General features: G+C 59.4%; 22 protein-coding genes and 1 tRNA gene. 6 read left to right on the plus strand and 17 right to left on the minus strand.

The window, feature by feature from the left end:
* Positions 1-41: 41 nt before the first annotated feature.
* Genes dapF through RBB77_RS08170 form a run of 4 tightly spaced genes read left to right on the plus strand, consistent with a single transcriptional unit; the run spans position 42 to position 4012 of the window.
* Positions 42-845 (plus strand): diaminopimelate epimerase, encoded by an 804-nt coding sequence (dapF, locus tag RBB77_RS08155; RefSeq protein ID WP_353066318.1) that lies wholly within the window; start codon positions 42-44, stop codon positions 843-845.
* Positions 842-1786 (plus strand): S66 peptidase family protein, encoded by a 945-nt coding sequence (locus RBB77_RS08160; protein ID WP_353066320.1) that lies wholly within the window; start codon positions 842-844, stop codon positions 1784-1786. Before dapF ends, RBB77_RS08160 begins: the two co-directional genes overlap by 4 nt.
* A 16-nt stretch (positions 1787-1802) precedes the next feature.
* Complete coding sequence (gene mpl, locus RBB77_RS08165) at positions 1803-3236, plus strand: UDP-N-acetylmuramate:L-alanyl-gamma-D-glutamyl-meso-diaminopimelate ligase (RefSeq protein WP_353066322.1); 1434 nt, start codon at positions 1803-1805, stop codon at positions 3234-3236.
* A 41-nt stretch (positions 3237-3277) separates the two neighbouring features.
* Positions 3278-4012 (plus strand): lysophospholipid acyltransferase family protein, encoded by a 735-nt coding sequence (locus RBB77_RS08170; RefSeq protein ID WP_353066324.1) that lies wholly within the window; start codon positions 3278-3280, stop codon positions 4010-4012.
* Here RBB77_RS08170 and RBB77_RS08175 read toward each other — a convergent pair.
* The 17 genes from RBB77_RS08175 to rimP form a co-directional block, all read right to left on the minus strand.
* Positions 3991-4671: an SPOR domain-containing protein gene (locus RBB77_RS08175; RefSeq protein ID WP_353066326.1), complete on the minus strand. Its 681-nt coding sequence runs from the start codon at positions 4669-4671 to the stop codon at positions 3991-3993. The genes RBB77_RS08170 and RBB77_RS08175 overlap by 22 nt on opposite strands.
* A gap of 2 nt (positions 4672-4673) precedes the next feature.
* Entirely contained in the window at positions 4674-5453 is a 780-nt protein-coding gene (locus RBB77_RS08180) for a slipin family protein (protein WP_183975899.1), read from the minus strand.
* 78 nt (positions 5454-5531) lie between these two features.
* Positions 5532-6215, minus strand: a complete 684-nt coding sequence (locus RBB77_RS08185; RefSeq protein WP_353066329.1) for an outer membrane beta-barrel protein — start codon at positions 6213-6215, stop codon at positions 5532-5534.
* 78 nt (positions 6216-6293) lie between these two features.
* Positions 6294-7610, minus strand: coding sequence for an NfeD family protein (locus tag RBB77_RS08190; RefSeq protein ID WP_353066331.1), 1317 nt, complete (start codon positions 7608-7610; stop codon positions 6294-6296).
* Positions 7607-9238, minus strand: a complete 1632-nt coding sequence (locus RBB77_RS08195; protein ID WP_353066333.1) for a tetratricopeptide repeat protein — start codon at positions 9236-9238, stop codon at positions 7607-7609. Before RBB77_RS08195 ends, RBB77_RS08190 begins: the two co-directional genes overlap by 4 nt.
* A gap of 17 nt (positions 9239-9255) precedes the next feature.
* Positions 9256-10893, minus strand: a complete 1638-nt coding sequence (locus RBB77_RS08200) for an ArnT family glycosyltransferase (protein ID WP_353066335.1) — start codon at positions 10891-10893, stop codon at positions 9256-9258.
* Positions 10894-10896: 3 nt separating this feature from the next.
* Positions 10897-11214 carry a DUF3467 domain-containing protein gene (locus tag RBB77_RS08205; RefSeq protein ID WP_353066337.1) on the minus strand — a complete coding sequence of 106 codons (318 nt, stop codon included), beginning with the start codon at positions 11212-11214 and terminating at the stop codon, positions 10897-10899.
* A 43-nt stretch (positions 11215-11257) separates the two neighbouring features.
* Positions 11258-11341, minus strand: a tRNA-Leu gene (locus tag RBB77_RS08210).
* Positions 11342-11448: 107 nt separating this feature from the next.
* Complete coding sequence (locus RBB77_RS08215) at positions 11449-11625, minus strand: hypothetical protein (protein WP_353066339.1); 177 nt, start codon at positions 11623-11625, stop codon at positions 11449-11451.
* Positions 11622-12146 carry a DUF6677 family protein gene (locus RBB77_RS08220; protein WP_353066341.1) on the minus strand — a complete coding sequence of 175 codons (525 nt, stop codon included), beginning with the start codon at positions 12144-12146 and terminating at the stop codon, positions 11622-11624. Before RBB77_RS08220 ends, RBB77_RS08215 begins: the two co-directional genes overlap by 4 nt.
* A gap of 134 nt (positions 12147-12280) precedes the next feature.
* Positions 12281-12757 (minus strand): VOC family protein, encoded by a 477-nt coding sequence (locus tag RBB77_RS08225; protein WP_353066343.1) that lies wholly within the window; start codon positions 12755-12757, stop codon positions 12281-12283.
* Between the two features lie 215 nt (positions 12758-12972).
* Positions 12973-13143: a carboxymuconolactone decarboxylase family protein gene (locus tag RBB77_RS08230; RefSeq protein ID WP_353066345.1), complete on the minus strand. Its 171-nt coding sequence runs from the start codon at positions 13141-13143 to the stop codon at positions 12973-12975.
* A gap of 291 nt (positions 13144-13434) precedes the next feature.
* Entirely contained in the window at positions 13435-14646 is a 1212-nt protein-coding gene (locus RBB77_RS08235; RefSeq protein ID WP_353066347.1) for a M24 family metallopeptidase, read from the minus strand.
* Positions 14647-14907: 261 nt separating this feature from the next.
* Positions 14908-15771: a hypothetical protein gene (locus RBB77_RS08240; protein WP_353066349.1), complete on the minus strand. Its 864-nt coding sequence runs from the start codon at positions 15769-15771 to the stop codon at positions 14908-14910.
* 318 nt (positions 15772-16089) lie between these two features.
* Positions 16090-19281: a translation initiation factor IF-2 gene (gene infB, locus RBB77_RS08245; protein ID WP_353066351.1), complete on the minus strand. Its 3192-nt coding sequence runs from the start codon at positions 19279-19281 to the stop codon at positions 16090-16092.
* A 136-nt stretch (positions 19282-19417) separates the two neighbouring features.
* Positions 19418-21016, minus strand: a complete 1599-nt coding sequence (nusA, locus tag RBB77_RS08250) for a transcription termination factor NusA (protein ID WP_353066353.1) — start codon at positions 21014-21016, stop codon at positions 19418-19420.
* Between the two features lie 90 nt (positions 21017-21106).
* Complete coding sequence (gene rimP, locus RBB77_RS08255; protein WP_353066355.1) at positions 21107-21688, minus strand: ribosome maturation factor RimP; 582 nt, start codon at positions 21686-21688, stop codon at positions 21107-21109.
* 347 nt (positions 21689-22035) lie between these two features.
* Here rimP and guaB point away from each other — a divergent pair, with 347 nt between their 5' ends.
* Both guaB and RBB77_RS08265 read left to right on the plus strand, forming a co-directional pair.
* Complete coding sequence (gene guaB, locus RBB77_RS08260; protein ID WP_353066357.1) at positions 22036-23562, plus strand: IMP dehydrogenase; 1527 nt, start codon at positions 22036-22038, stop codon at positions 23560-23562.
* 38 nt (positions 23563-23600) lie between these two features.
* Positions 23601-23870: a DUF2277 domain-containing protein gene (locus tag RBB77_RS08265; protein ID WP_353066359.1), complete on the plus strand. Its 270-nt coding sequence runs from the start codon at positions 23601-23603 to the stop codon at positions 23868-23870.
* Positions 23871-23877: the final 7 nt, after the last annotated feature.

The raw sequence follows: 23877 nt of genomic DNA on the forward strand, positions 1-23877 counted from the left end.
CGTCTGTTACGCGAGAGAGCATTGAGGCACAATAGGAGCACATGATTCCCTTCGTCAAAGCGCACGCCTGCGGCAATGATTTTCTGATCATCGAGGAGCCATTGGCGCAACGTCGTCATGCCGAACTCGCACGCAAGCTTTGTGCACGGAACACTAGTATTGGAGCGGATGGTATTGAATTTCTGGAGCGAAAGCCGAACGGTGAGTTTTTTCTGCGGCTCTTCAATGCAGATGGTAGCGAGGCAGAGCTGTCGGGAAACGGCACGCGGTGCGTGGCGGCGTGGCTGGCCAGCAGCGAAGGGCGAAGGGAAGTGGCGCTGGGGACTCATGGCGGGCTTCGTACTTGTCATGTAATTGAGGCGAACGATCCGCTGTACCTGATTGAGAGCGAGATGGGTATACCGCGTGTGATGCAGCGCACGATTGTGCTACCGGGCGTTGGCGAGGTTCCCGGTGCGATGGTTAATGTTGGCAACCCCCATTTCGTTCTCTTTGTGGAGTGTGATGACTTCAGTGCGCATGGGTTGAGCTGGCAGGAACTTGGGGCGCAGATCAGCGTGAGCCCCCTGTTTCCTCATGGAACCAACGTTGAGTTCGTTCGTGTTCTGTCGCCGTCTGAGATTGCGTTTCGTATCTTTGAACGGGGATGCGGACCTACTACCTCGTCCGGCACGGGGACGTGTGCTTCGTCTGTGGCGGCTATGGCATTGCGTGGGGCGGATCGTGCATTGACTGCAGTTGCTGAAGGCGGACCGCAGCGTACAGTGTGGCCTACGAGCGATGCTGTGATGCGGTTGACGGGGCCGGCGGAGATAATCTGCCGAGGCGAGGTCACTGCACTGTGACATCGCCACTCATCAAGCCTCACGCATTGCGTCCGGGAGCGACTCTTGCGATTTTGTCACCGGCCAGTGCGACCAAGCCGGAGCTGGTCGAACGCGGCGTGGCGCATCTCCAGCGACTTGGGTATGAGACCTTGCTTGGATCGCATGCACTGGATAGCGGGCCGCTCTACTATGCGGGCAAGCTGGAAGATCGTCTGCACGACTTTCATGCGGCATTCGCGGATCCAAAGGTTGATGGGATCATCTGCACGCGTGGCGGCTGGGGCTCGGGGGAGCTGCTTCCTTATCTTGACGCGACCTTGATTCGTTCGAATCCTAAGCCGTTTATCGGATACAGCGACCATACCTCGCTTCATTGCTGGCTTCACAGGGAAGCTAATCTTGCTACTTTTTATGGCCCGATGGCGGCGGCCGATTTCTCGCGCGACGATGGCCCGGATTTGCCAAGTTGGCAGCATAGCCTGACAGGCGATTCCGCGTGGTCGCTCGGGACGGCGGAGGGGCTTCGTGTGCTGCGGGCGGGGCACGCGGAGGGTTTGGTGACGGGGGGATGTCTTTCGATCTTCGCGGAAGCGCTGGGCACTCCGTTTGCGCCGCGTATCGAGAAGGACAGCATTCTTTTTCTCGAAGATATTGGGACCAAGCCGTACCAATGGGATCGGATGCTGCTGCATCTTCGCTATGCAGGGGTTCTCGAGAAAGTGACGGGGATTGTCTTTGGGGATATGGGGCAAAATGTTTCGCCTGAAGAGGCGGAGTATCTCGAGCGAGCGATTCTTCATGCGCTTCGTGAGTTTGACGGCCCGGTCGGTATAGGCCTGCGGTGTGGGCATGTAAGCACGTACAACGTCACGCTGCCGCTTGGTGTGTCTGCGCGACTGGATTTGACCGAGGCTGGGAATCCGCAGATGCACCTTCTCGAAGCAGCCGTGAGCGGTTAGGCTGGAGTCTCGCGACATGCAAAATTTCAAACATATTCATTTAATCGGTATCTGTGGGACTGCGATGGCGTCGCTCGCCGGGATGCTGCAACTTCAGGGGCATCGTGTGACTGGCTCCGATACGGCAGCCTATCCTCCAATGAGCGATCTGCTTGCGTCGCTCGGCATTCCGATTCATGAGCCCTTTGCAGAGAGCAATCTGAAGCCGAGGCCGGACCTGGTTGTGGTTGGGAACGCGATCTCGCGCGGTAATGTTGAGCTTGAATATGTCTTGGATACGCGGATTCCATTCTGCTCGATGGCTGCGATTTTGCATGATGAGTTTTTGCCCGGGCGGGAATCGCTGGTGGTTGCCGGAACGCATGGTAAGACAACCACTACGAGCATGTTGGCCTGGATCTACGAGGTTGCATCGCGGCAAAACCCTGAGCTGGCACCGTCGTTTTTGATCGGCGGGGTCGCGGAAAACTTTGGCACCAGCTTCAAGGTGCGTTCTACGAAGCCTTTTCTGCTGGAAGGCGATGAGTACGATACCGCGTTCTTCGATAAGGGGCCAAAGTTTCTTCACTATTTTCCGGATGCTCTGATTTTGACGCATGTGGAGTTCGATCACGCGGATATCTATGCCGACCTTCCGGCGGTGAAGACTGCTTTCAAGCGGCTGGTGAATCTTGTGCCGGGGCGGGGGCGGATCGTTGCGTTTGATGGCAGCGAGAACGTGAGCGAGTGTGTCGAGAAAGCCTTCTGTGCGGTTGAGCGATATGGCTTCGATCCTTTGTCACACTGGCGGCTTACGGACCTGCGGCATGAGGGAGCCTTGACACGCTGGACGGTGACGCGTGCGGGTGTTGCGTTTGCTGATTTGAGCCTGCCGATGGCGGGTGCGCATAATGCGCTGAATGCTACTGCTGCTGCGGCCCTGGCGGCGGGGCAGGGCGTTTCGACGGAGGCCATTGTCGAGGCGTTGGGAACGTTCAAGAGTGTGAAGCGCCGGCTCGAGGTTCGCTCCACTGTCGGCGGCGTAACGATTATTGATGATTTTGCGCACCATCCCACGGCGATTCGTGAGACGCTGCGGGCGCTGCGTGAGTCTTATCCGAATCAACGGCTTTGGGCGGTGCTGGAGCCGCGATCGAATACGTTGCGACGGAATGTGTTTGAGAGCGACCTGGTGGACAGTCTGGCGCTGGCAGATCGCGTTGTGCTCGCCTCTGTCTTCAAATCCGAGAACATTCCGGCGAATGAGCGATTGCACCCTGAAAACGTGGTTAGTGCTTTGAATGCCCGGGGCGTGCCTGCAAGTTTGTTAGCCGATGCGGATGCGATCGTCGAAGCAGTTGTGCCTCAGTTGCACGAGGGCGACGTTGTTGCGATCCTCTCGAATGGCGGGTTTGGAAATATCTACGGGAAGCTGCCGAAGGCGATTGCGGGTCGGACGTCGAGGGCGTAAATCAGCTGATTTCTTGCCACTACGGTATCCTTGAAGGTGGTATGTTCGCGACCTTCAAGCTTGCCTTTGTCTATCTCACTCTTGGCCCGATCGCTGGGATCATCGGAATTCCTTACACGCTGTTGGTTGGAGACATTACGCGGCTCTACCGGGTTGCGATGTGGATCACCAATGCAGGAGCGCGAGCGGCTGGAATAAAGATCGATATCGGCGGATTTGAAAATATTCCAGCGGGTCGAAGCTGCATTTTTATGAGCAATCATGTCTCGAACCTTGATCCTCCGGTGACTATTCCGCTTCTGCCTGGGCGTAGCTCAGTGTTGTTGAAAAAGGAGTTGATGGATATCCCGATTCTGGGAAGGGCGATGCGAATGGCGAAGTTTGTGCCGGTGGAGCGGGGAAACCGCCGCGATGCTGCGCAGGCCAGCGTGGCGGCCGCGGGAGATGCGCTTCGGTCGGGCCTGCATATCCTGGTGTACCCGGAAGGAACGCGCTCGCTTGACGGCAGGCTTTCGACCTTCAAGAAGGGGCCGTTTTTTCTGGCGCAGGAGACGAAGGCGCCTATTGTTCCTGTCGCGGTCTCGGGCACGCAGACGATGATGCGAAAGGGAAGCAATGCGATTGTGCCGGGGGTGGCGCGGATTCGGCTGCTGCCTGCGATCGAGCCATCTGATTATGCGACGCGTGACGAGCTGATGCGGGCGGTCAGGAACGCTATCGCAGAGGCGCTACCGCCGGAGATGAAGCCGGCGGATTATTTGACGATGGCGTTGTAGCCGTCCGTCTGAAGTCGCTGCTTCATGGCGTCTGCATCTTTCTTGATGGGAAAGGGCCCGATCTGGACGTGGAGCAGCTTGTCCTGCGGCTCATGATGGACGGCTACGTTGTAACCTCGGTGCTTCAGAGCCTTGATGAGGACGTCGGCGTCTTCCTGGTGTGAGACGGCGGCTACCTGGACGATAGCTGCTCCCGGCGTGGCGGGGGTGGAGGCGACTGCTGCGGGCTTGAGGGTGGCAGGCCTGGTGGGAGGATCAGTACGAAAGTCTGCGGCGACGGCTTTGACCCGGGTGAGGGCGGGAGCGGGCTGGGTTGCTTCTGAGGATGTTGTCGGAGCGTCCGTGACGATCGTGGTTGAGGCTGCGTCATCGGCCGGTGTTGCAGGCAGAGTGGATGCGGCGTGAGTCGCTGGGCTGCCGGGCGCGGGTTTGGGGGCGCTGGACTCTGAACTTGCGGCGGGGAGTTCTGCTGCGCTGACGACAGGCGGGGTCGAACGCTTGCCGAGGGAGTATCCGAAGCCAAAGAAGACCGCGCAGAGCAGAGCCAGCGCGAAGAAGATGCCAAGGATGGTGGTGGTGCCAAGCGAGATCTCACGGTCCTGTCCGCGAGAGTCGCGAAGATCCTGCAAGTCGTCGTCGTTCTGGTAGCGGCTGTTCAAGGTCAGACCTTCTTCTCCAGCGCCGGGTCGGGCGTCATTGTCTTATTGAACAGGTTCATCAGCTCCATTGGAAGGGGAAAGACGATGGTGGTATTTTTCTCGACACCTATCTCGGTCAGGGTCTGGAGGTAGCGGAGCTGCAGGGTCATAGGCTGCGTAGCCATGAGCTGTGCGGCTTCAACGAGCTTCGCAGCGGCGTTGAACTCGCCTTCGGCATGGATGATCTTCGCCCTGCGTTCGCGTTCGGCTTCGGCCTGCTTGGCCATGGCGCGGAGCATGGACTCGGGCATGTCTACCTGTTTGACCTCAACGGAAACGACTTTTACGCCGAAGGGAGCGGTGTGGCCGTCGATGATGGTCTGGATGCGGATGTTCAGGGCTTCACGGTGGGCGAGAAGGCCGTCGAGGTCGACTTCGCCGAGTACCGAGCGCAGGGTGGTTTGCGCGAACTGCGAGGTTTGGTAGATGTAGTTGGCTACCTCGATGACGGCTTTGGTGGGGTCAACGACGCGCAGGGTGATGACCGCGTTGACCTTGAGGGTGACGTTGTCGCGGGTGATGACGTCCTGCGGGGGAACCTCCATCGCCTCTTGTCTGAGGCTAACGCGGACGATCTGATCGAGGGGACGGAAGATCCAGATGAGACCCGGTCCGGCGGCTGCCTGCTTGACCCGGCCGAGGCGAAAGATGACGCCTCGTTCGTACTCTTTGAGGATGTTGAGGGAGTTGGCCAGGTAGAGAACGACGATGACGATGGCAAAGAGGAGCGGGAGAGACATCATGGGTTAGGACCTCTGTCGGCCAGACTGCTGCCGCCGCTGCGATTGTAAAGCAGGCGCAGCAGCGGCTCGTGTTGCTGGCTAGAAGCGGTAGAAAAAGCCGAACCCAGGCTGGAACTCGGTTGTCTGCTTCTGGATGGTCAGGTAGTTGGTCTCGAAGTCGGGAGCCTTGAAGAACGTTTCACGGAACTCAGCGCGTGCGCCGAAGTGCTTGTTCAGCATGTAGTCGCCGCCAACGTTGTAGTAGTAGGTGGCGCGGGCTTGCGACTGCAAGCCTTCACCGCCGCCGGGTGTGGGGCGGAAGGCAGTTGTACCGGCGCCGACACCGATGAAGGGATTGACGCCGTGGAACTGACGCTTGGGGTGAACGACGTATCCAAAGCTGTATTCGGATGCGTTTTGCTGAACTCCTCCTACCGGCGTAGCACCGAAGGGAGTGAAGGTCTGCGTGTAGCGGGCGTAGGCGTAGTTGAACTCGAAGCCGACGTAGGGGGAGACTGTGTAACGAATCGTGACAAGCGGACCCACGGTGTCTCCGGGATGGAGGTTGACCGCGGTCGGAACAGTGTTGATGACGACGGTTCCGTTGGAGTCTTTGTTGATGATCGCGGAGGCGACTACTCCGATGTCGAGACGCTGGAGTTGACGGTCCAGACCCGAGTTTTGTTGGGTGGCCTGAGCTTTGGCGGTTGATCCTGCCAGGGTAAGCAGCAGGCAAAATAAAACACTCCGAACACAGGACTGGGGCGACACATTCAAAATCAAGCAAAAACTCCCTTAGCGAAAACTTCTATCCTTTCAGTCTACTCTGGCGTGGGGGTGGATGGGGGCTCGGAGGACGCGTCAAACCGGCTTTTGCGCGGGTTCTACGACGAGAACGAGGCCATCCAGATCGCGGACGGAGACTAAAGAGCCGACCGCGAGTGATTCCGGCCCGCGCAGGGACGCCTGCCAGAGCTCGCCGCGGATCTCCACCTGGCCGGTGGGGCAGAGCGGGGTGCGGACGACGGCAATACCGCCGATCATGGCTTGCGGGCCGGTAAGAACCTTGCTGCGGCGGGCGCGGAGGGCTATCCAGGCGAGACCGAAAGAGATGGTGCCGAAGCCCAGGCCTGCGCCCAGGGCTGTCGCGAGATGTACGCGAAGTTCGGGGATGGGACCGTCGACCAGTGTGGCCAGGCCGAAGATGAGTGATGCGATGCCTGCGATTGCGAGGACGCCGTGACTGCCGACCTTTGCTTCAAGGAGCATCATGACGGCGGCTGCGATCAGTAGAACGATCGCTGTATGGCGGACGGGCAGGAGATTTAGGCCGAAGAGACCGAGGAGAACGAAGAGTGTGCCAATGGAGCCGGGGACGACCGTACCGGGAACGTTGAACTCGAGGTAGATGAGCAGGCCGCCGAGGACGAGCAGGAGGACGGCGATGTCGGGGTTGGTGAGTTTGCTGAGCAGGCGTTCGCGCTGGGAGGGAGCGGTGGTGACGATTGTCGCTCCCTTGAGATGCAGGGTCTGGGTGCTTCCGTCGAAGCGATGGATCTCGCGGCCGTCGAGAGCCTTTAGCAGGGAGTCGTCGTCGAGTGAGACAAGGTCGATGAGCTTTAGTTTAAGAGCCTCTTCGTCACTGTAAGACTTCGAGTTGCGGACGGCGTCTTCGGCGGCTTCGACGTTGCGGCCACGGCGTGAGGTATAGGAGCGCAGGAAGGCTGCGGCGTCGTTTTCGATCTTCTGTTTGAGGATGGGATCGAGCTTGGTGCCTTCGACGATGGGGTGGGCGGCGCCCGCGTTGGTCCCTGGGGCCATGGCGGCGATGTCGGCTGATTCAAGGAGGAAGAAGCCCGCGGAGCCTGCTCTGCTGCCCGTTGGGGAGATGAACATGATGACTGGGACGGGCGAGTTCTCGATTGCCTGAACCATGACCCGAGTGGACTCGAGCAGACCACCGGGGGTGCCCATGGAGATCAGGACTGCCTGGGCGTGGATGCGGGCGGCTTCGTGGAGGCCGCGCTGAAGATAGTCTGCGGTGATGGGCTGGATGGTGTCGTGGATCGTGAGTTTGACGACGATGCCGGGAGCGTCAGATACGGCGGAAAGCGTTGCTGGAAGAGCACAGCAGATCGCCATCAGCAGGGTGAGGGCGAATCTGGTGAGGCGAGTCATTGCAAGCTCTGTCCGCGTGCCAGCAGGGCCTGCCGCATGCCTTGCGCGGCGGTATCCTTCGGCTCGAGCTGGAGTGCCTTGTTGACATTGGCGGCGGAGGCGGTTGTGTCGTTGGTCTGGAGATCGAGCCGCGCGAGAACAAGGTAGGCGGGGGCGTTAGGGTGGAGTTTGATTGAACTCTCCGCCTCTGCGCGGGCGTCGGCTGAGTTTCCGCTACGCTCACGCACCTGGGCAAGGCCGGCGTGCGCCTCTGCACTGGACGCATCGGCGGTGATTGCGGTCTGGAACTCCTGCTCGGCTTCAGGAACCAACCCCTGCGCGAGATACTCGTGACCTTGCTTGGTGTACTCGGCTGCCTGTTCAGCGGGTGGCAAAGTGGCTAGCCGGATCGCGCGCATCTGATCGAGTTGAAAGGCCGCCTGCCTGAAGGAGGCTTCAGAGTAGGTGCGGCGAATGCGCTCGAGCGGGTCGAAGTCGGAAGTTGTCTCAGTGGTGGCTGCGGCATTGGCGGCAGGTGGCGTGTGTCCCGCGCTGATACTGGTCTTGAGCTGCGCCGCTTCGGTGTCTGCGGGCTTGAGCTTCAAGGCCAGGTCGACCTCGCGTTTGGCTCCTGCGAAGTCACCCTGACGATACATCGCGACGGCCAGGTTGTAGTGGTAGTCCACGTCGTTGGGGTCGGCGGTCGAGGCGCGCTGAAATAACGGAACGGCGTTGTGGCCCTGGCGGCTGGAGGCCACGGCCTGGTTGTTGACTACTTCGGGGAGCGGGAGTCGGCTTGCGACGAAGGCGAAGGCGGATTCGGCCTCGGCGTACTTGGCGGTGTTGAAGCGCGCGAGGCCGATATAGAAGCTGGCTTCAAGCGCGCGTCGATCGGTTGGGGCGATCTTCGCAAGCGTCGCCGCGGCCTGATCGTATTCGCGCTCCGTGTATTGTGCTTTGCCGAGGGCGAGCAGGGCTGCGGGATAGTTAGGATCGGCTACGATGGCCGCCTCAAGGCGCTTGATTCTCTCTTGCGAGGTCGTCGCATCGGTGCCGCGAATGTAGTTCTCAAAGGCGCTGAGCTGGACTCCGCCGGATGCGGCAAGAAAAGTCTGCTGGGCCACGTTGAAGCGCGGGTCGATCTGGCGCGCTACCTTCCACGCGGTGGCATTTTCGACGTCGAAGAGACGGTTGAGTTCGCTCGAATCCTGCAGCGGCGTGGACAGCTTCAGCTGATTGACCTGCAGCACCTGTGCCTGTACGGAGATGCGTCCGTTGGTGACTTTGTAGCTGCCTACTACAACGAAGTCGGCGTCGAGATTTTGCGCGATGCGTATCGTGGTAGCGCGAGAGGGCCTGAAGTCTACGGGGAGGCCGAGATGGTCGAGCGCGTACTGCCGGTCTTCGCGTGTGATGGTGAGGAAGCCGGCTGAGGAGAGGCGCTGATTGAGCGTGTCGGGAAATGAATCGCCGACCCACCCCAAGGCTGCCTGGCCGGAGCGATTGTCGAAGGGTAGGACGAGGACGACTCGGCCGCCGGTGTCAGAAGGTTCCGAAGACTGCGAGATTGCAGGGATGCTGCATAGCAGGAGCAGCGAGAGGAGCCAGGGCCGTTGAAGGATCGAGCGAACTAGAAGGCGCTTCGTCACAGTATGAGTATAGAGGGTCAGGGCTTTTGCGGCGGAAAGAGTGTGGCTTCGACGATACGGGGGAAGTGGAGAACGGCGGCCCACTCGCCTTTGCGGCGTGCCTGCCAAACGACTTGGCCGTGGAGCAGAGTTGCGACTTCTGAGGGCGAGAGGTCGCGATGGAAGTCGAAGTACTTCGTATCTGCGGATTCGTTCGGACGGCCGAGGTTAATCTGGTTTGCCAAAGGCGCCCACTTAGTGGAGAAGATGAGGGCGACGTCGTAGCTTCCTGGGTCGGCTGCGGCTCTCTGGATCTGCTCGAGCGAAAAGTTCTGGATCGGTGTGGTTTTGACGGGGTGATTCGTGTAGCCGAGTTCGGTACGGTTCAGCTCCGAGACTGCGGGCCACGCGGTGAGGACTGTGGCATTGGGGTAGTGAAGGTCGATGAAACGAACTGCCTGTTGGTGCAGGACGACAAAATCGCGGTAGGTGAGGTTGTCCTCAGGAGCAAAGGCGTAGGGAGGGTTGATCCAGATGGCAGAGAGGAAGGCTGCGGCACTGAGCATGGCGATGACGAGCCAGCGCTGAGGAATGCGGCGACGCCAGGTGTTGACGCAGACGAGGAGGATGAGAGGATACATCGGCAGCAGATAACGCGTGAGAAGTGCGCCGCCGAGGATGGAGAACGCGATCCAGTTCGAGAGAAGGATGACGCCGATCGCATAGAGCGCTTTGCGAGGAATGGGGAGGCGCTTGTTCGTGTCAGCGACGGGGATAAAAGCTGCGGCCAGCATGCACACGACGGGAACGAACATGTTCATGTGCGCGAAGAGATGCAGGAGGCGATGCCAGAGGCAGAGAATGATGCGATAGGCGTCCAGATTTGCGGTTGCGTTGTAGCGAAGGAACTCAGGATTGCCGAACACGAAGCCGGTGCGGTGATAGTGATACGCATACCACGCGGCGAGCGGCACGATGGGTGAGAGAAGAGCCAGGATCCAGCTTGACTGGAGTTTGCGGGACAGAGGCTCGCTTCGATTTTTTATAAAGAGCACGGCTTCCCATAGCGCGAGAGCTACGGGAGTGACAATCGCTGTTTCTTTCGAGAGTGCCGCTAGAGAAAACATAAGCGTTGCGAAGAGAGGATTTAGTGTGGCCTTCGAGCGAGAGCCAGCGGCATCTGCGCCGTCGAAGTAAAAACCAAGCCCCCAGAGCGTGAAGGCTGCGGCGAAGATATCGGCGTGAGCGAGCGTGCTCTGCGCAAACCAGATTGGGTAGAGGGCAGTGAGCACGACCGTGACTGCGGCTACGGCTGAGTTGGCGAGATCTCTCGCAATTTTGTAGACACCCAGCAGAGCCGCCGCGGTGACCATGCAGACCAAGGTGCGGGTTCCGCTGACGACGTATCCCGAGAGATGCCACCAGCCCGCCAGAAGGATCGAAGGCAGTGGTGGGTGGGCATTGGTTACGGTACTCTGCGGGATGAGCGTGCCGGTGCGGAAAAAATCCCACGCAGCGGGAATGTAATAGCCTCCTTCGTCCCAGAAGTAGGGCAGGCGAAGGAGGCGGAAGTGAGAGAGATAGACCGCAACGAAGAGGAGCGGATAGAGCATCCAGAGAGGTATATTCTCAAACGGCTGCTGGCGGTCTTCGTCGATGCTGCGCTGGAGTCGCACGCTTTAGTTGATGGGGCCTTCGGTCTGGGGGAGCTGCTCGAGCGTGATCGAGCCGAAGGTCTGCTCGTACTGTGCCAGATTGTGGCCGAGCACGTTCCAGAGAGCCTTTGCCTGTTGGGGGCTGAGATAGACGCCCTGAAAGTTTTTGACGTTCAACTCGTCGGGGGTGTCCTGCGTCATGGTGCCGAAGACGAGGAAGAAGTCCCAGACGCTCATGCGGACTTGAACGCTGTTGGCGTAGCCGTCGCGATAGTTTTCGGCGTGGGTGAGCTTGAGCTGGGGCTGCTTGTCTTGCGGCTGATTGGGGTTCTGCTGGCTCATCGAATCTCTTTCGGGGTTTGGATTGCTGTCGATTACTGGAATCTGGTGCGGGAGAAGGGACTCGAACCCCCACGGATTTCTCCGCTTGGACCTAAACCAAGTGCGTCTGCCATTTCGCCACTCCCGCATTTCTTCGTGGACGACACCATGATGGTGTGCGAAGAACTAAAGTGTGCCACCACCAGCCTATGGCAAAGGGGTGTTGTTTGCAACGTTATCAGCGATGAGAAACGATCAGTGCTTGATCAACCACATGATCCAGCTGGCCGCAATGGTGCCGCCGACGAAGAGGACGAAGCAGAAGGCTCCGAAACGGATCATCATGCGAGGTTCAGAGCGCTGGGTGATGCCGAAGACGATCGAAGTGAAGAGAGAGAAGAGCAGGACTGCTCCGAAGTGAGAGATGGTCACGAGCGCTTCCTCCCGGTGGCCAGCGAGTGCGCATCGACGGCGGAGATGATATTGAGGAGGCCGGCAACGACCATGAACTTCGTTCCGTAATCGGCGGTGGCAACCTGTACCGTGACCTGGCCGAGATCGAGCATGCGGGCGAGGATATAGAGCAAGCCGTTGCCGAGGTCGCCGGCGAAGTTAAGGATATCGAGCAGATCGCCGGTATTGGGCGAGTAGATCTTGCCTTTGAGCGCGAGGCCGATGGTGAACATTGCGACGATCGAGACCATCAGAAGGCCACCCCGAATCCATTTGCGCTGCAGGAGGTGGCCAGCGCCGGGGATGAGCCAGCCTGCGATGAGCGCCATGGTTGGCATAGAGGAAGTTTGCGCGCTCGTTGATGCTGAAATGTTGGTGGCCATTGCTACTTCGATGATAACAGGACGCCGCAACGCTGGATGGAAGCTGGAGCCAATATCGAGAAGACTAGTTTTGAGAACCGTAGACACGAATTTGCCGAAGACCTGACTTTCGGGCATTGTCCGAGAAGCCGGTTTTTACACACAAGTGGCCGCGCTGCCCTGTGCGTTTCTCGTGGTTGCCGTGAATCGGCCTCTGCACGCCAAAGCGTGCTCGCTAGGTCGCTTTGTGAGCGGAAGGAAGTCGCGCCAGGTTAGCCGCGCCTGGGGTCCCGGATCGAGACCTCCTGCATGTGCCAGCCGTTGCCGTCGGGATCACTGAATAGGGCGCGAGAGCGGTAGGAAAGACGCTCGGGATGCAGGCCGCTGCCGCGGCCTTCTGGGCCGTCGTGGAAGAACTCGCCGACCTCGACGCCGGCGGCGACCAGCTGGTCCCGGGCGGCCTCGATGTCGGCAACGATCAGGAATGCCTTGCCCGAACCGGGAGCGGCCGACGTGAGGCCCTTGCCGAAATGGACCGAGCAGCAGGAGCCCGGCGGCGTGAACTGGACCAGGCGGAAATCTTCGCCGGCGGAGCGGTCAATGTTGAGCTCCCATCCGATCCTCTCGTAAAATTCCTTCGCTCGGTCGACATCCGAAACGGGGATGACGACGACCTCGAGCTTCATGTCAATTCTCGCGACGCCTGCGTTTTTTGCTGCGTCGTTACTACAGGCATCATTGGTGCTCATGGCTACCTCCTGTGTTCCGTGGGGGATCGCCGTCGCGGTTCTCTCCACGAAGGAATGAGGCGACGGATCATCTTCTTAGATGTCGGCAAATCTCCGTTTGCGACGAGACCTATTCTTTGAACAAGTGAGATGCGTGGGTAACTGACGCGTTTGCCAGCATTGCCGCGGCGACCATAGCCGCTTCCGTCAGCATCGTGTCATTTGCTCCGGCCTTGCTAAGGACACTGCGTTGTCAGCGCGAGCGCCACTGTTATCAACTGCTTGTGCAGGACATCGATGGCACCGGCTTTGAACAACTCTCCATTAAAAGCCCAGAAGGCTTTCGTTGTGTCGTGTGCATTCTCATCGAGTTTCTTGAGCCGAGTGAGATTCTTCATATCAAACATATGAGTGCCTCCATTTCGGTTTTGTGGAAACCGCTTCCGACCTAAGAGGGTGCGGAAAGCGCGTTTGGTTATACGTTTCCGCAGCGATTCCCCAAAACGCACTTCGGCGTCGGCCGCGAAGAATGGGGGCTCCGAAGGGAGCGCCGGTCATTCCGCCGTCAACCATCAGCTCTACCGCATTAATATAGGACGAATCGTCCGAGGTCGGCGGCGATGGTCGCGCCATCGACCAATGGTTCCTGTAGTTCCTTGAAAACGGGGTTATCGGAAACGACTACGGGCCGGCAGAGGTCAGACGCGAACCAACTCAGTCTGGATGCGGCCTGTGACCTCGGCTTTTCCTTTGCGGGCGATCATGTCGATCTCGCTGCGAACGCCGAACTCTCCGGGGAAGTAGAGGCCGGGTTCGACGGAGAAGCAGGTGTCAGGCAGGAGCAGACGCTCGTCGTGGGTCTCGAGGTTGTCGAGGTGTGCGCCGTTGCCATGGAGAACAGTGCCGATGTTGTGCCCGGTGCGGTGCGTGAACCACTCAGCGAAGCCAGCTGCGCGGATGACGTTGCGTGAGGCGTCGTCGGCCTCCCAGCCTGCGATCGGCTTGTTGGCGGCGAAGGCGTTCTGCACGGCTTTGATGGAGGCATCTCGTGCATCGCGGACGGTGTTGAAGATGAGGTGCTCGCGCTCGGTAGGCTCGCGGCCCACGACACCGGTCCAGGTGATGTCGTACCAGACGGCGGCGGGATTGTTTGCGAGCTTGGCCCAGATATCGATGAGAACGAAGTCGCCTTTTCTGATTGGACGGGAGTTGGCGAGGGTGGGCTCGTAGTGCGAGTCGGCAGAGTTAGCACCGGCGCTTACGTTGGGGCCGTGCTCCCAGATGAGGCCAGCGCGAGACATGGCCTCCTGCAGATATTCGACCATGGCGTGTTCGTCGGTGCCGCCGGAGCGGGCGCGCGTGCCTATCTCGCTCCATCCTGCAGCGAGGATCTCGTCAATGTGTCGCTGAGCGACGTAGTGTGTGGCGAGCTGGTCATCGGTAAGAACAGCTTCGAAATGGCTGACCAGATCCGCGGAGGTGACGATCTCTTTTCCGAGACTGCGCAGGAGTTCGATGGTGCCGGCGTCCACCATCGAAACGTACATGATGGCGTTGCGCGGAGAGTACTGCATCGCAATTCTCTTCTGACCGTTGAGAAGTCCTTCGAGCTGCGATTCAAGCTCCTGCCAGGACGAGTAGACGGACTTCGCGCCGGGCAGGGTGTCAAGACGACTAGCTTCGATCCGGTGAACAAGTTTCTTTGGTTCGCCATGAGCGGGAATGAAGTAAAACCAGCGACGGGTGACGTGTGCGTTCGGGTCGAGACCGAGGATGCTGTAGGCGAGAGGGTCGCGGTGGTGGTGATCGTAGAAGAGCCAGCCGTCGATTTTATTTTCGCGGAGGGCGTGCTGGATGGCGGCGAGGTCGAATTTGGTACCGCTCGTGGTCTCGGTGATGGTGATCGGCATGTGCCTCCCCCTCAAGGGTGAAAAGTGCGCAAAGTCTTCAAACCAGAAGACATGAGTCCGGACTTACTGGTCAAGTCTTCACAGCTTAAAATGCAAAGACCCGGCTGTTGGCCGGGCCTCTTCTGCTGAATTTAGGATATCAGGCGTGTCAAGGATCTGGCAGGGAAGTAGGCTTCGCATACTCGCCGACAGGCTGATCCTGTATGAGGTAGAAATCAGGTGACTCTTGCTCGCGGTTCTGAAACGCTCGACGCAGGTTGCCTACGCGCAAGAGTCTGTGCCACCGAAATGGTTCGTCTTGTCAGTCCATCCCACGATTCCGTTAGGAAGTCGAACCTTCACCCACCAGATCTGTTCCTTTTTTTCCTGCGACGGGAAAAGCGTCTCTCCCCAGCAGTCCTTCGAAAGATGGTAACAATACTTTGCATAACTCAAGTGTGTTAGGACGTCGACTACCTTCCCGCGCGTGTACACGTGTGAGTATCCCTCGCTTGTGTAATCGAGGATGAACGCGATGCTGTTCTTTGGCAGTTCATCTGCAGTCAACACGCCATCGGCCTCGGGTGCAGTCAGCACGACAACGGGCTCGGGCTTCAGGTGCACCTCGCCCGTGAGCCCAAATACACAGCTTCCTTTCCTTGCTCTACCGACCACGCGGCTGCTGCCTGGGCTAGAAACCAAGTCCGTGTCCTCCGTCACGGTCCAGTTGCCATACCGGCAGTACTCGCCAGGACAAGCGCCCTTTGCAATGTAATTGTCCGGCGGCTTTTCACTGGCAGGCATCCGACTCAGCGCTTCCTGAAACTTGATGCGCCTCTCGTCCGATATGTTCTCGAGTGGCTTAATTTTCAATCCCAAGGGAGACGCATCGAATTCTTTGCTCTCCATGAACTTCACTATTTCGGGGAATTCGTCGCCCAAAACTGCGAGATTGAGGTCGAAACCGCGCGCGTCCATCTCTTGTAGAACGCTCAATGCTTCTGCGGATCGATGAGCGCTAAGGAGTGCGTTGACTAAACGGTCCCACCTATAAGGGACGTTGCACCCGCCCCTGACTGTCTCTTCTTCCAGCAGGACAGCTCGGTCCCATTCGCGGGCCCGCTCGGCGTCCTGGATATCCTTCATCCGCCAACTTGGTTGGTCTTTACACGGGCCGCCCAGATCGTAACGTTCCTGGCCTGTTGATGCCGGACACGCTGACCCGAGATCGGCGCAGAGGACAATCAGGCACGCTACCGGGACGAGGGTCACTCGCGCATAAACTACCTTGCGCACAGCCTGCCAGAGATTTGTAACTTTTAAACTGACCACTGTGCGTATGCTCCTTCGTAGCGAGCCGGAACCAACTTCGTAAAGAACTTAGCACGCCAATGACCGGACCGATACAACAGAAAGAAAGGCCGGGATTGCTCCCGGCCTTTCTGTTTTCGCTAATGGATTTGATTATGCGTTGACTGAGTTTTCCGCGTGGGCTGCGGCCGCGGTGGCTGCTTCGCGTTCCTTCTCGGCCTTCTCTGCTTTTCGAGCTGCGGCAGAGTTTTGGCCAAGCTCGGCGGCGAGGGTTTCTGTGGTGAAGGATTCGATGACGTCGCCGACACGGATGTCCTTGTGGCCGGCGAGATCGATACCGCACTCGACGCCCTGACGGACTTCGGAAACGTCGTCCTTGAAGCGCTTGAGGGAGGCGATCTTGCCCTTCCATACTTCGGCACCTTCGCGGAGGAGACGTACCTGCTGATCGCGCTTGATGAGACCGTCTGTGACACGGCAACCGGCGATCTGGCCGACCTTGGTGATCTTGAAGACGTTGAGCACTTCGGCGCGGCCGGCGTAGTTCTCCTTGAAGACTGGTTCGAGGAGGCCGTACATCGCCTTGGTGATCTCGTCCTGCAGCTCGTAGATGATCGAGTGCAGACGAATCTCGACGTTTTCGCGCTCGGCAACTTCACCGGCTTTGCGATCAGGCCGGACGTTGAAGCCGATGACGACGGCGTTCGACGCGGAGGCGAGAAGCACATCCGACTCGGTGATAGCGCCGACGCCGGAGTGAAGGACGCGAACGCGAACCTTCTCGGTGGACATGCGCTGGAGCGAGTCGGCGAGGACCTCGACGGAGCCTTGCACGTCGCCCTTGAGGATCAGGTTGAGATCCTTCATGCCGGCCTGCTTGATCTGCTCGGCGAGGCCTTCGAGCGAGACGCGGGAGCTCTTGGCGAGTTGCGCCTCGCGCTCCTTCATCTTGCGGTACTGGGCGATGCCCTTGGCCTTGTCGCGATCTGCCATGACGAGGAAGGTGTCGCCTGCGTCGGGCATGCCCTCGAGGCCGAGGATTTCGACCGGGGTCGAGGGACCGGCTTCGGTGATGGGGCGGCCACGGTCGTCGAACATTGCGCGGATTTTGCCGAAGGTGTTGCCGACGATGTAGCTGTCTCCGGTGCGGAGGGTTCCGTTCTGCACGAGGATACTGGCGACGGCACCGCGGCCGCGATCGAGTTTGGCTTCGATGACGGTTCCGACGGCAGGGCGATCGGGCTGTGCCTTTTGTTCGTTGACGTCGGCTACGAGGCAGATCATCTCTTCGAGCTTGTCGAGGTTGATGTGCTTCTTCGCGGAGACTTCGACGAACTCGGTGTCGCCGCCCATGTTGGAAGGCTGAAGGCCGCGCGCGGTGAGCTGCTGGATGACCTTCGAGGGGTTGGCCTCGGGCTTGTCGATCTTGTTGACTGCGACGATGATCGGAACGTTCGCGGCGCGGGCGTGGTCGATGGCCTCGAGGGTCTGGGGCATGACGCCGTCGTCGGCTGCGACAACGATGACGACGATGTCGGTGACCTTGGCTCCGCGGGCACGCATGCGGGTGAAGGCTTCGTGACCAGGGGTATCGAGGAAGACGATCTCGCGACCAAAGGCGGGAGAGTCGGGCTTGGTGATTTTGACCTTGTAGGCACCGATGTGCTGGGTGATGCCTCCGGCTTCGCCGCCGGCGACGTCGGTGGAGCGGATGGCGTCGAGGAGCGAGGTTTTACCGTGGTCGACGTGGCCCATAACAGTGACAACGGGCGAGCGAACGACCTCGACCATGCCGGTGGTGTCTTCGAGGAAGCCTTCGATGGCTTCGTTTTCGAGCTGCTCTTCGACAGAGATGATGGTGGCGTCGGCGCCGAACTGGCGGGCAACGTCTTTGACCAACTCGCCTTCAAGGGACTGGTTGACGGTGACGAAGACACCCTTCATGAGGAGGGTTGCGATGAGATCCTTGCCGCGAACGTCGAGCTTCTCGGCGAGATCCTTGACGCTGATGCCTTCGGTGACCGTAATGGTGCGGGTGATCGGTACCGGTTCTCGGGAGACCTGAGCGCCGCCGAAGCGTGGTGGCGGCTGGAAGCCCTTCATCGGGCCTTCCTTGGTCTTTTCGTAGCGCTGTCCGCCACGACGTGACGCGGGGCGTGCTGCGGGACGCATTCCCGGCTTTTCGCCAGGGCCAGGCATCACACCGGGAGCACCGCCTGGGGCGCCGCCGGGACGAGCACCAAATCCGGGACGAGCAGGGAAGCCTGGACGTGCGCCGGGAGTGAATCCGGGACGGCCAGGTGCGCCGCCGGGGCCGCCTGAGCCACCGGGGAAGGTGCGGGTGGGATGCATCGGACGACGTGCGCCGGGAGCCGTCGAAGACATCGGACGGGAGCCCGGAGCGCCGGGCGACTGAGGGCGGGGCCGCTCGAAGATGGGACGGCCGCGCTGTGGGGTGCCGGGAGCGACTGGAGGTGCGGTGTAGATGGGACGCGGACCGGTCTGCGGCATGATGACGCGACGAGCGGGGGGGGCGGGAGGAGTCGCTGGTGTTGCAGGTATGGCTTCGGCTTCAGTCTCAGCTGCTGCGGCGGGCGCTGGGGTTTCTTCTATCGCGACAGAGGGCGCGGCTTCGACTGCCGGAGTTGCCGGGACTGGAGACTTCGGTGCCGGTGTGGCTTCGGAGGCCGGGGTGGGCGGAGGCACTGGTTTCGCAGCGGGCGGAGCAACAGCAACAGGAGCGGCAGCGACGACCGGCCTGTCAGCGGCTGGTGTAACTGCAGCCGGAGAAGTCACTGGTGGGCGCGCGATGACAGCGCCAGCGGGTGGCTTGCTCGCGATGGCGGGTGCAGGCGCGACGATGTTTGCGCCCTGGCGAGGTAGAGGGACGATGCGGCGGGGCGCTGGCGGTGCCGCGTGGGCAGGTGCTGCCGATGCGACCGGGGCCGAGGATGGTGGCGTTGTTGGCGCTGCAACGACACGCGCAGGCGCGGACGCAACCGAGGTAGAGGCCGGGGGCGCGGCGACGACGGGAGTGGGCCGCGGGGGGGGCGCGGCTTTCGCGGTTGCCTCGGCTTGTTTCCGCTCGAGGATGGCCTTGAGGGCGTCGCCAGGCTTAGAGACCTTGGAGAGGTCGAACTTGGGCTTGTTGTCGGCCTGCTGCTGCCGGCTAGCACCGCTTCTTCCGCCGTTTTTGAAGTATTCCCGGACCTTTTCGGCCTGATCGGCTTCAATGGAGCTGGAGTGGGTCTTTCCAGACACGCCGATTGCTTCGAGCGCGTCCAGAATAGGCCTGCTCTTTACTTCCAGTTCTCGTGCCAGATCGTTAATTCGAACTTTGCTCATCCGTCCCTTTTCGCTTGCCCTGCGCGGTTAGCTCTTCATAGCAGCCTCATCGTTGCAGGAGTCTTTATTGTAAGTGCTCTCACTGGATTTCGAGACTTCACGATCCAGGGAATGCTGTGGCGCGTGGTTGTACTGGCTAACCACGATCGTTTCCATCGTCGATACCTTCATCGGAGTGCTCCTGGGCTTCGTCAACCAGGCTGTCTACGGTGTCGTTATCTAACTCGATTTGTTCTTCGCGTGCATCGTTGTCGCTGAAGGCGTCGCTGGCCGATTCTGCTTCTTCGGTGTTCGCGATGTCTTCGGTGGATAGGTTGTTGACTTCGTGTGCGGTGCCAACACCGGCTTCGGCAGCGAGAATCTCTTCGGGGGTCTTTTCCATGGACCCTTCTTCTAAAAGCTCTGAGACTTCGGTTTCAGAGGCTGCAGAGAGGGCTGAAGCTGGGCGCTCTTCGCCTTCTTCGTACTGACCGAAGTAGTGGCGAACGGCGACGGAGATCTTTTCGACGGTCTTTTCGCCGATGCCGGGGACCTCTTCTAGCTGTTCGGGGGTCATGTCGGCGAGGGCTTCGACGGTGGTGATGCCGGCCGCGATGAGCTTCTCGAGGATGGCTTCGCCAAGATCGGAGACCTGCTCGATCGGGGTCGTCGGACCACCGCTCATGGCCTGCATCTGGCTCTCGACTTCCTGACGCTTCTCCTCTTCGCTCTTGATATCGATCTTCCACTGGAGGAGCTTGGCGGCGAGACGGACGTTCTGGCCCTTCTTGCCGATGGCGAGAGAGAGCTGGGTGTCGTCGACGATGACCTCAATCTGCTTATCGGCGAGGTCGGTGATGGAGACGCGGCTGACCTTTGCGGGCTGCAGGGCCTTCTCGGCGAAGGTGGTGATCTCCTCCGAGTACTCGATGATGTCGATCTTTTCGCCGCGCAGCTCACGAATGATGGACTGGACGCGCATGCCCTTCATGCCGACGCAGGCGCCGACCGGGTCGACATCTTTGTCGCGGCTCATGACGGCGATCTTGGTGCGTTCGCCAGCCTCGCGGGCGATGGCTTTGATGCTGACGGTACCATCGTAGATCTCCGGGACCTCGGACTGGAAGAGGTTCTGGACGAGACCGGGGGCGGCGCGGGAGACGATGACCTGCGGGCCCTTGGCGGCGCGATCGACGCGAAGCAGGACGACGCGAACTCGCTCACCGACGGCGAACTGCTCGAGGCGAGACTGCTCGCGCTTGGGCATGCGGGCTTCGGCTTTGCCGAGGTCGAAGATGACGTCCATGGGCTCGAGGCGCTTGACGGTGGCGTTGAGGACCTCGCCGGCGCGGTGGTTGTACTCGTTGAAGACGGTATCGCGCTCCGCTTCGCGGACCTTCTGGAAGATGACCTGCTTAGCCATCTGCGCGGCAATGCGACCGAGGGGGGTGGTGTCCTTATAGAAGCGCAGTTCGCCGCCGACTTCGACCTCGGGCGCGAGTTCGCGAGCTTGTTCGAGGGTCATCTGGTTGACGTCATCCTCGACCTGGTCATGGGTTTCGACGACGGTCTTGAAGACATAGGCACGGATCTCGCCGGTTTCGCGGTCCATCTCGGCGCGCATGTTCTCCTGGGTCTTGTAATACTTGCGTGTCGCGAGCGCGATGGCGTCTTCGACGGCGCCTACCACTACGGCCGGTTCGATTCCCTTATCGCGGCTTAACGTCTCAATCGATTGATACAGAACACTTGCCATCGCTCACTCTTCCTTGCTCTTGCCCCGGGTTCCGGGGTTTGTTTCTTGTTTGTTGGTGTGACAGTTCGGAGTTGCTGAGTGCGAACAGTTCTAAATCTCCGCGACCAGGTTTGCCTTTTCGACGTTTGCTAATGCGATGTCGACGGTCGATTCGGTCACAGCCTTCTTTGCCTTACCTTTCTGTTTGACGGCAGAAAGGTCGATCGTAAGTACCCCGCCTGAAAATTTGGTCAGACGGCCTTGCCACTGCCTGTTCTTGTTTACCGGCGTGAAGGTCTGGAGTTTGACCAGACTGCCTTGAAACCGGGTAAAGTCCTCTGGGCGGAACAGCTTTCGTTCGAGCCCCGGTGAGGAGACCTCCAGGGTGTACTCGGCCCCGGGGATCAGATCTTCTACGTCAAGTACCGTGCCAAAATCCTGTGCAAATACAGCGCAATCCTCGTGGGTAACCCCGGAGAGTTGTTCTACCGGAACACCTTTCGGGAGATTCGATTCAGCTTCACTGGCGGCGAGCTCGGCGAGTTTGGCCCGTTCTACCGCATTTTTTTCTACAAAGACGCGCAAGGTGCGAAACTTGACGCCGCCCTGAAACTCCACATCAACGAGTTCCAGATTGTGTGAGGCGGCGACGCGCTCCGCGGTTGCTCGAATTTGGTCTAGCTGGACTGCCATAAGCGTTATTTCCGGTTCATGGTCCCGTGTGCACAAACGTCTTTAGAGCAAATAAAAAGTGGGCTTTAGCCCACTCATCTCTTCCGTCAAATCACCGGTGCGGTCACGGCTCTCATTCTTACGACGGAACAAAATCGTCTGCACCTCCGATGATACATCTACTTTTGCGGTAATTCAATGGCCTTGTTGGCTTGTTTCAGAGACGGGCGGGCTGAGTGGCCGCGAAACTTTAGTGAAATTGGGCCATCTAAATTTGCTATGGGTCGAATGCGACTCTACAATCAATCAAATCCCGCGAAATTCAGGCTTCTTTGTAAGCCCGGCTCGTCGCCTGGAACCCAAAAACTATGATCATCTCCCCGATTCCTGAAGCCCTTACGTTTGATGATGTTCTCCTTGTGCCTGCTTATAGTGACGTTGTCCCGACCCAGGTGAGTACGCAGACGCAGCTGACACGCAATATCACGCTGAGTACTCCGTTGATGTCGGCGGCGATGGATACGGTGACCGAGGCGCGGCTAGCGATTGCGATGGCACAGCAGGGCGGTTTGGGTGTGGTGCACCGAAATTTGACCATCGAGCAGCAGGCGGGTGAGATCGACAAGGTGAAGCGGTCGGAGAGTGGGATGATTGTGGACCCGGTAACCGTGGTGCCCGATCAGACGATTGCAGATGCGCTTGAGGTGATGCGGCGGTACAAGATCTCTGGTGTGCCGGTGACGAAGAATAAAAAACTGGTGGGGATTTTGACGAATCGCGATCTTCGGTTTGTTTCGCGGACCGATCTGACGATTGATTCGGTGATGACAAAGACGAACCTGATTACGGTGCCGGTGGGCACAACGCTCGAACAGGCGGAGCAGATTCTGCACCAGCATCGCGTCGAAAAGCTGCTGGTGGTCAATGACGACTATGAGTTGAAGGGCCTGATCACGGTCAAGGATATTCAGAAGAAGTTGAAGTACCCGAATGCGTCGAAGGATAGCCAGGGGCGGCTTAGGGTGGCGGGCGCGATTGGTGCTACAGGTGATTTTCTGGAGCGGGCTGCGGCGCTGGTGGCGGCGAGGGTGGATGCGCTCGCGATTGATTCGGCTCATGGACACTCTTCGCGGGTACTGGAAGCGGTTGCTGCAGTGAAGAAGGCGTTTCCGCAGATTGATCTGCTCGCGGGAAATATCGCGACGTACGAAGGCGCGATCGCGCTAATGGATGCGGGAGCCGATGCGGTGAAGGTTGGGATCGGGCCGGGATCAATCTGTACGACGCGGATGGTGACGGGAGCGGGTATGCCGCAGATTACGGCTATTTCCGAGGCGTTTCGCGCGGGGCAGGAGCGTGGGATTCCGATTATTGCGGATGGTGGGATCAAGTACTCGGGTGATGTGACGAAGGCGATTGCGGCGGGCGCGAGCGTGGTGATGATGGGATCGCTGTTTGCCGGAGTGGATGAGAGCCCAGGCGAGACGATTCTTTACCAAGGGCGTTCGTTCAAGGCTTATCGCGGGATGGGTTCGTTGTCGGCGATGGCACAGGGGTCCGGCGAGCGGTACTTCCAGGGCAAGGGCGACATGGAGGATGCGGCGAGCACGGAGCGTCCGTCGCTGACGGCTCGTGAGAACGGCGGCTCGAATCGGCTGGCGAAGTTTGTGCCTGAGGGGATTGAGGGACGGGTGCCGCATCGTGGGCCGCTTGAGGGCATGGTGTATCAGTTGGTGGGCGGATTGCGTTCCGGGATGGGTTATCTGGGATGCGGATCGATTGCTGAGTTGCAGGCCAATGCGCGATTCATTCGGATTTCAAATGCCGGTTTGCGCGAGAGCCATGTTCATGATGTGATCATCACGCGTGAGGCGCCTAACTATCACGTCGAGTAGGATTCGACTTGTTGTTGCCCATGCTTTGAGGTGAGCCTATGTGCAGGAATATCAAAAACCTGTTCAACTTCGATCCGCCTGTTACGGACGAAGAGATTCGCGACGCGTCGCTCCAGTTTGTTAGAAAGATCAGCGGCTTTACCAAACCGTCGAAGGCGAACGAAGCTCCTTTTCTGTCCGCGGTCGATGAGATATCACTGATTTCGGGGCGTCTGCTTGCGGCACTCGAGACAAATGCGCCGCCTAAGGATCGAGAGGAAGAGGCAGCTAAGAAGAAGGCTCGCTCTGCTGAGAGATTTGCTGTTTGATACTTGT

It is taken from the genome of Tunturibacter psychrotolerans, from assembly GCF_040359615.1.
GTDB classification, from domain to species: Bacteria; Acidobacteriota; Terriglobia; order Terriglobales; family Acidobacteriaceae; genus Edaphobacter; species Edaphobacter psychrotolerans.

Coding starts and splice junctions, on each gene's coding strand:
- RBB77_RS08230 (WP_353066345.1), bottom strand. CDS start 13,143: ATGTTTGATATGAAGAATCTCACTCGGCTCAAGAAACTCGATGAGAAT.
- RBB77_RS08170 (WP_353066324.1), top strand. CDS start 3,278: ATGTTCGCGACCTTCAAGCTTGCCTTTGTCTATCTCACTCTTGGCCCG.
- RBB77_RS08240 (WP_353066349.1), bottom strand. CDS start 15,771: ATGAAGGATATCCAGGACGCCGAGCGGGCCCGCGAATGGGACCGAGCT.
- rimP (WP_353066355.1), bottom strand. CDS start 21,688: ATGGCAGTCCAGCTAGACCAAATTCGAGCAACCGCGGAGCGCGTCGCC.
- infB (WP_353066351.1), bottom strand. CDS start 19,281: ATGAGCAAAGTTCGAATTAACGATCTGGCACGAGAACTGGAAGTAAAG.
- RBB77_RS08235 (WP_353066347.1), bottom strand. CDS start 14,646: ATGCCGATCACCATCACCGAGACCACGAGCGGTACCAAATTCGACCTC.
- RBB77_RS08265 (WP_353066359.1), top strand. CDS start 23,601: ATGTGCAGGAATATCAAAAACCTGTTCAACTTCGATCCGCCTGTTACG.
- guaB (WP_353066357.1), top strand. CDS start 22,036: ATGATCATCTCCCCGATTCCTGAAGCCCTTACGTTTGATGATGTTCTC.
- RBB77_RS08190 (WP_353066331.1), bottom strand. CDS start 7,610: ATGACTCGCCTCACCAGATTCGCCCTCACCCTGCTGATGGCGATCTGC.
- RBB77_RS08225 (WP_353066343.1), bottom strand. CDS start 12,757: ATGAGCACCAATGATGCCTGTAGTAACGACGCAGCAAAAAACGCAGGC.
- RBB77_RS08220 (WP_353066341.1), bottom strand. CDS start 12,146: ATGCCCGAAAGTCAGGTCTTCGGCAAATTCGTGTCTACGGTTCTCAAA.
- dapF (WP_353066318.1), top strand. CDS start 42: ATGATTCCCTTCGTCAAAGCGCACGCCTGCGGCAATGATTTTCTGATC.
- RBB77_RS08180 (WP_183975899.1), bottom strand. CDS start 5,453: ATGATGTCTCTCCCGCTCCTCTTTGCCATCGTCATCGTCGTTCTCTAC.
- mpl (WP_353066322.1), top strand. CDS start 1,803: ATGCAAAATTTCAAACATATTCATTTAATCGGTATCTGTGGGACTGCG.
- RBB77_RS08205 (WP_353066337.1), bottom strand. CDS start 11,214: ATGAGCCAGCAGAACCCCAATCAGCCGCAAGACAAGCAGCCCCAGCTC.
- nusA (WP_353066353.1), bottom strand. CDS start 21,016: ATGGCAAGTGTTCTGTATCAATCGATTGAGACGTTAAGCCGCGATAAG.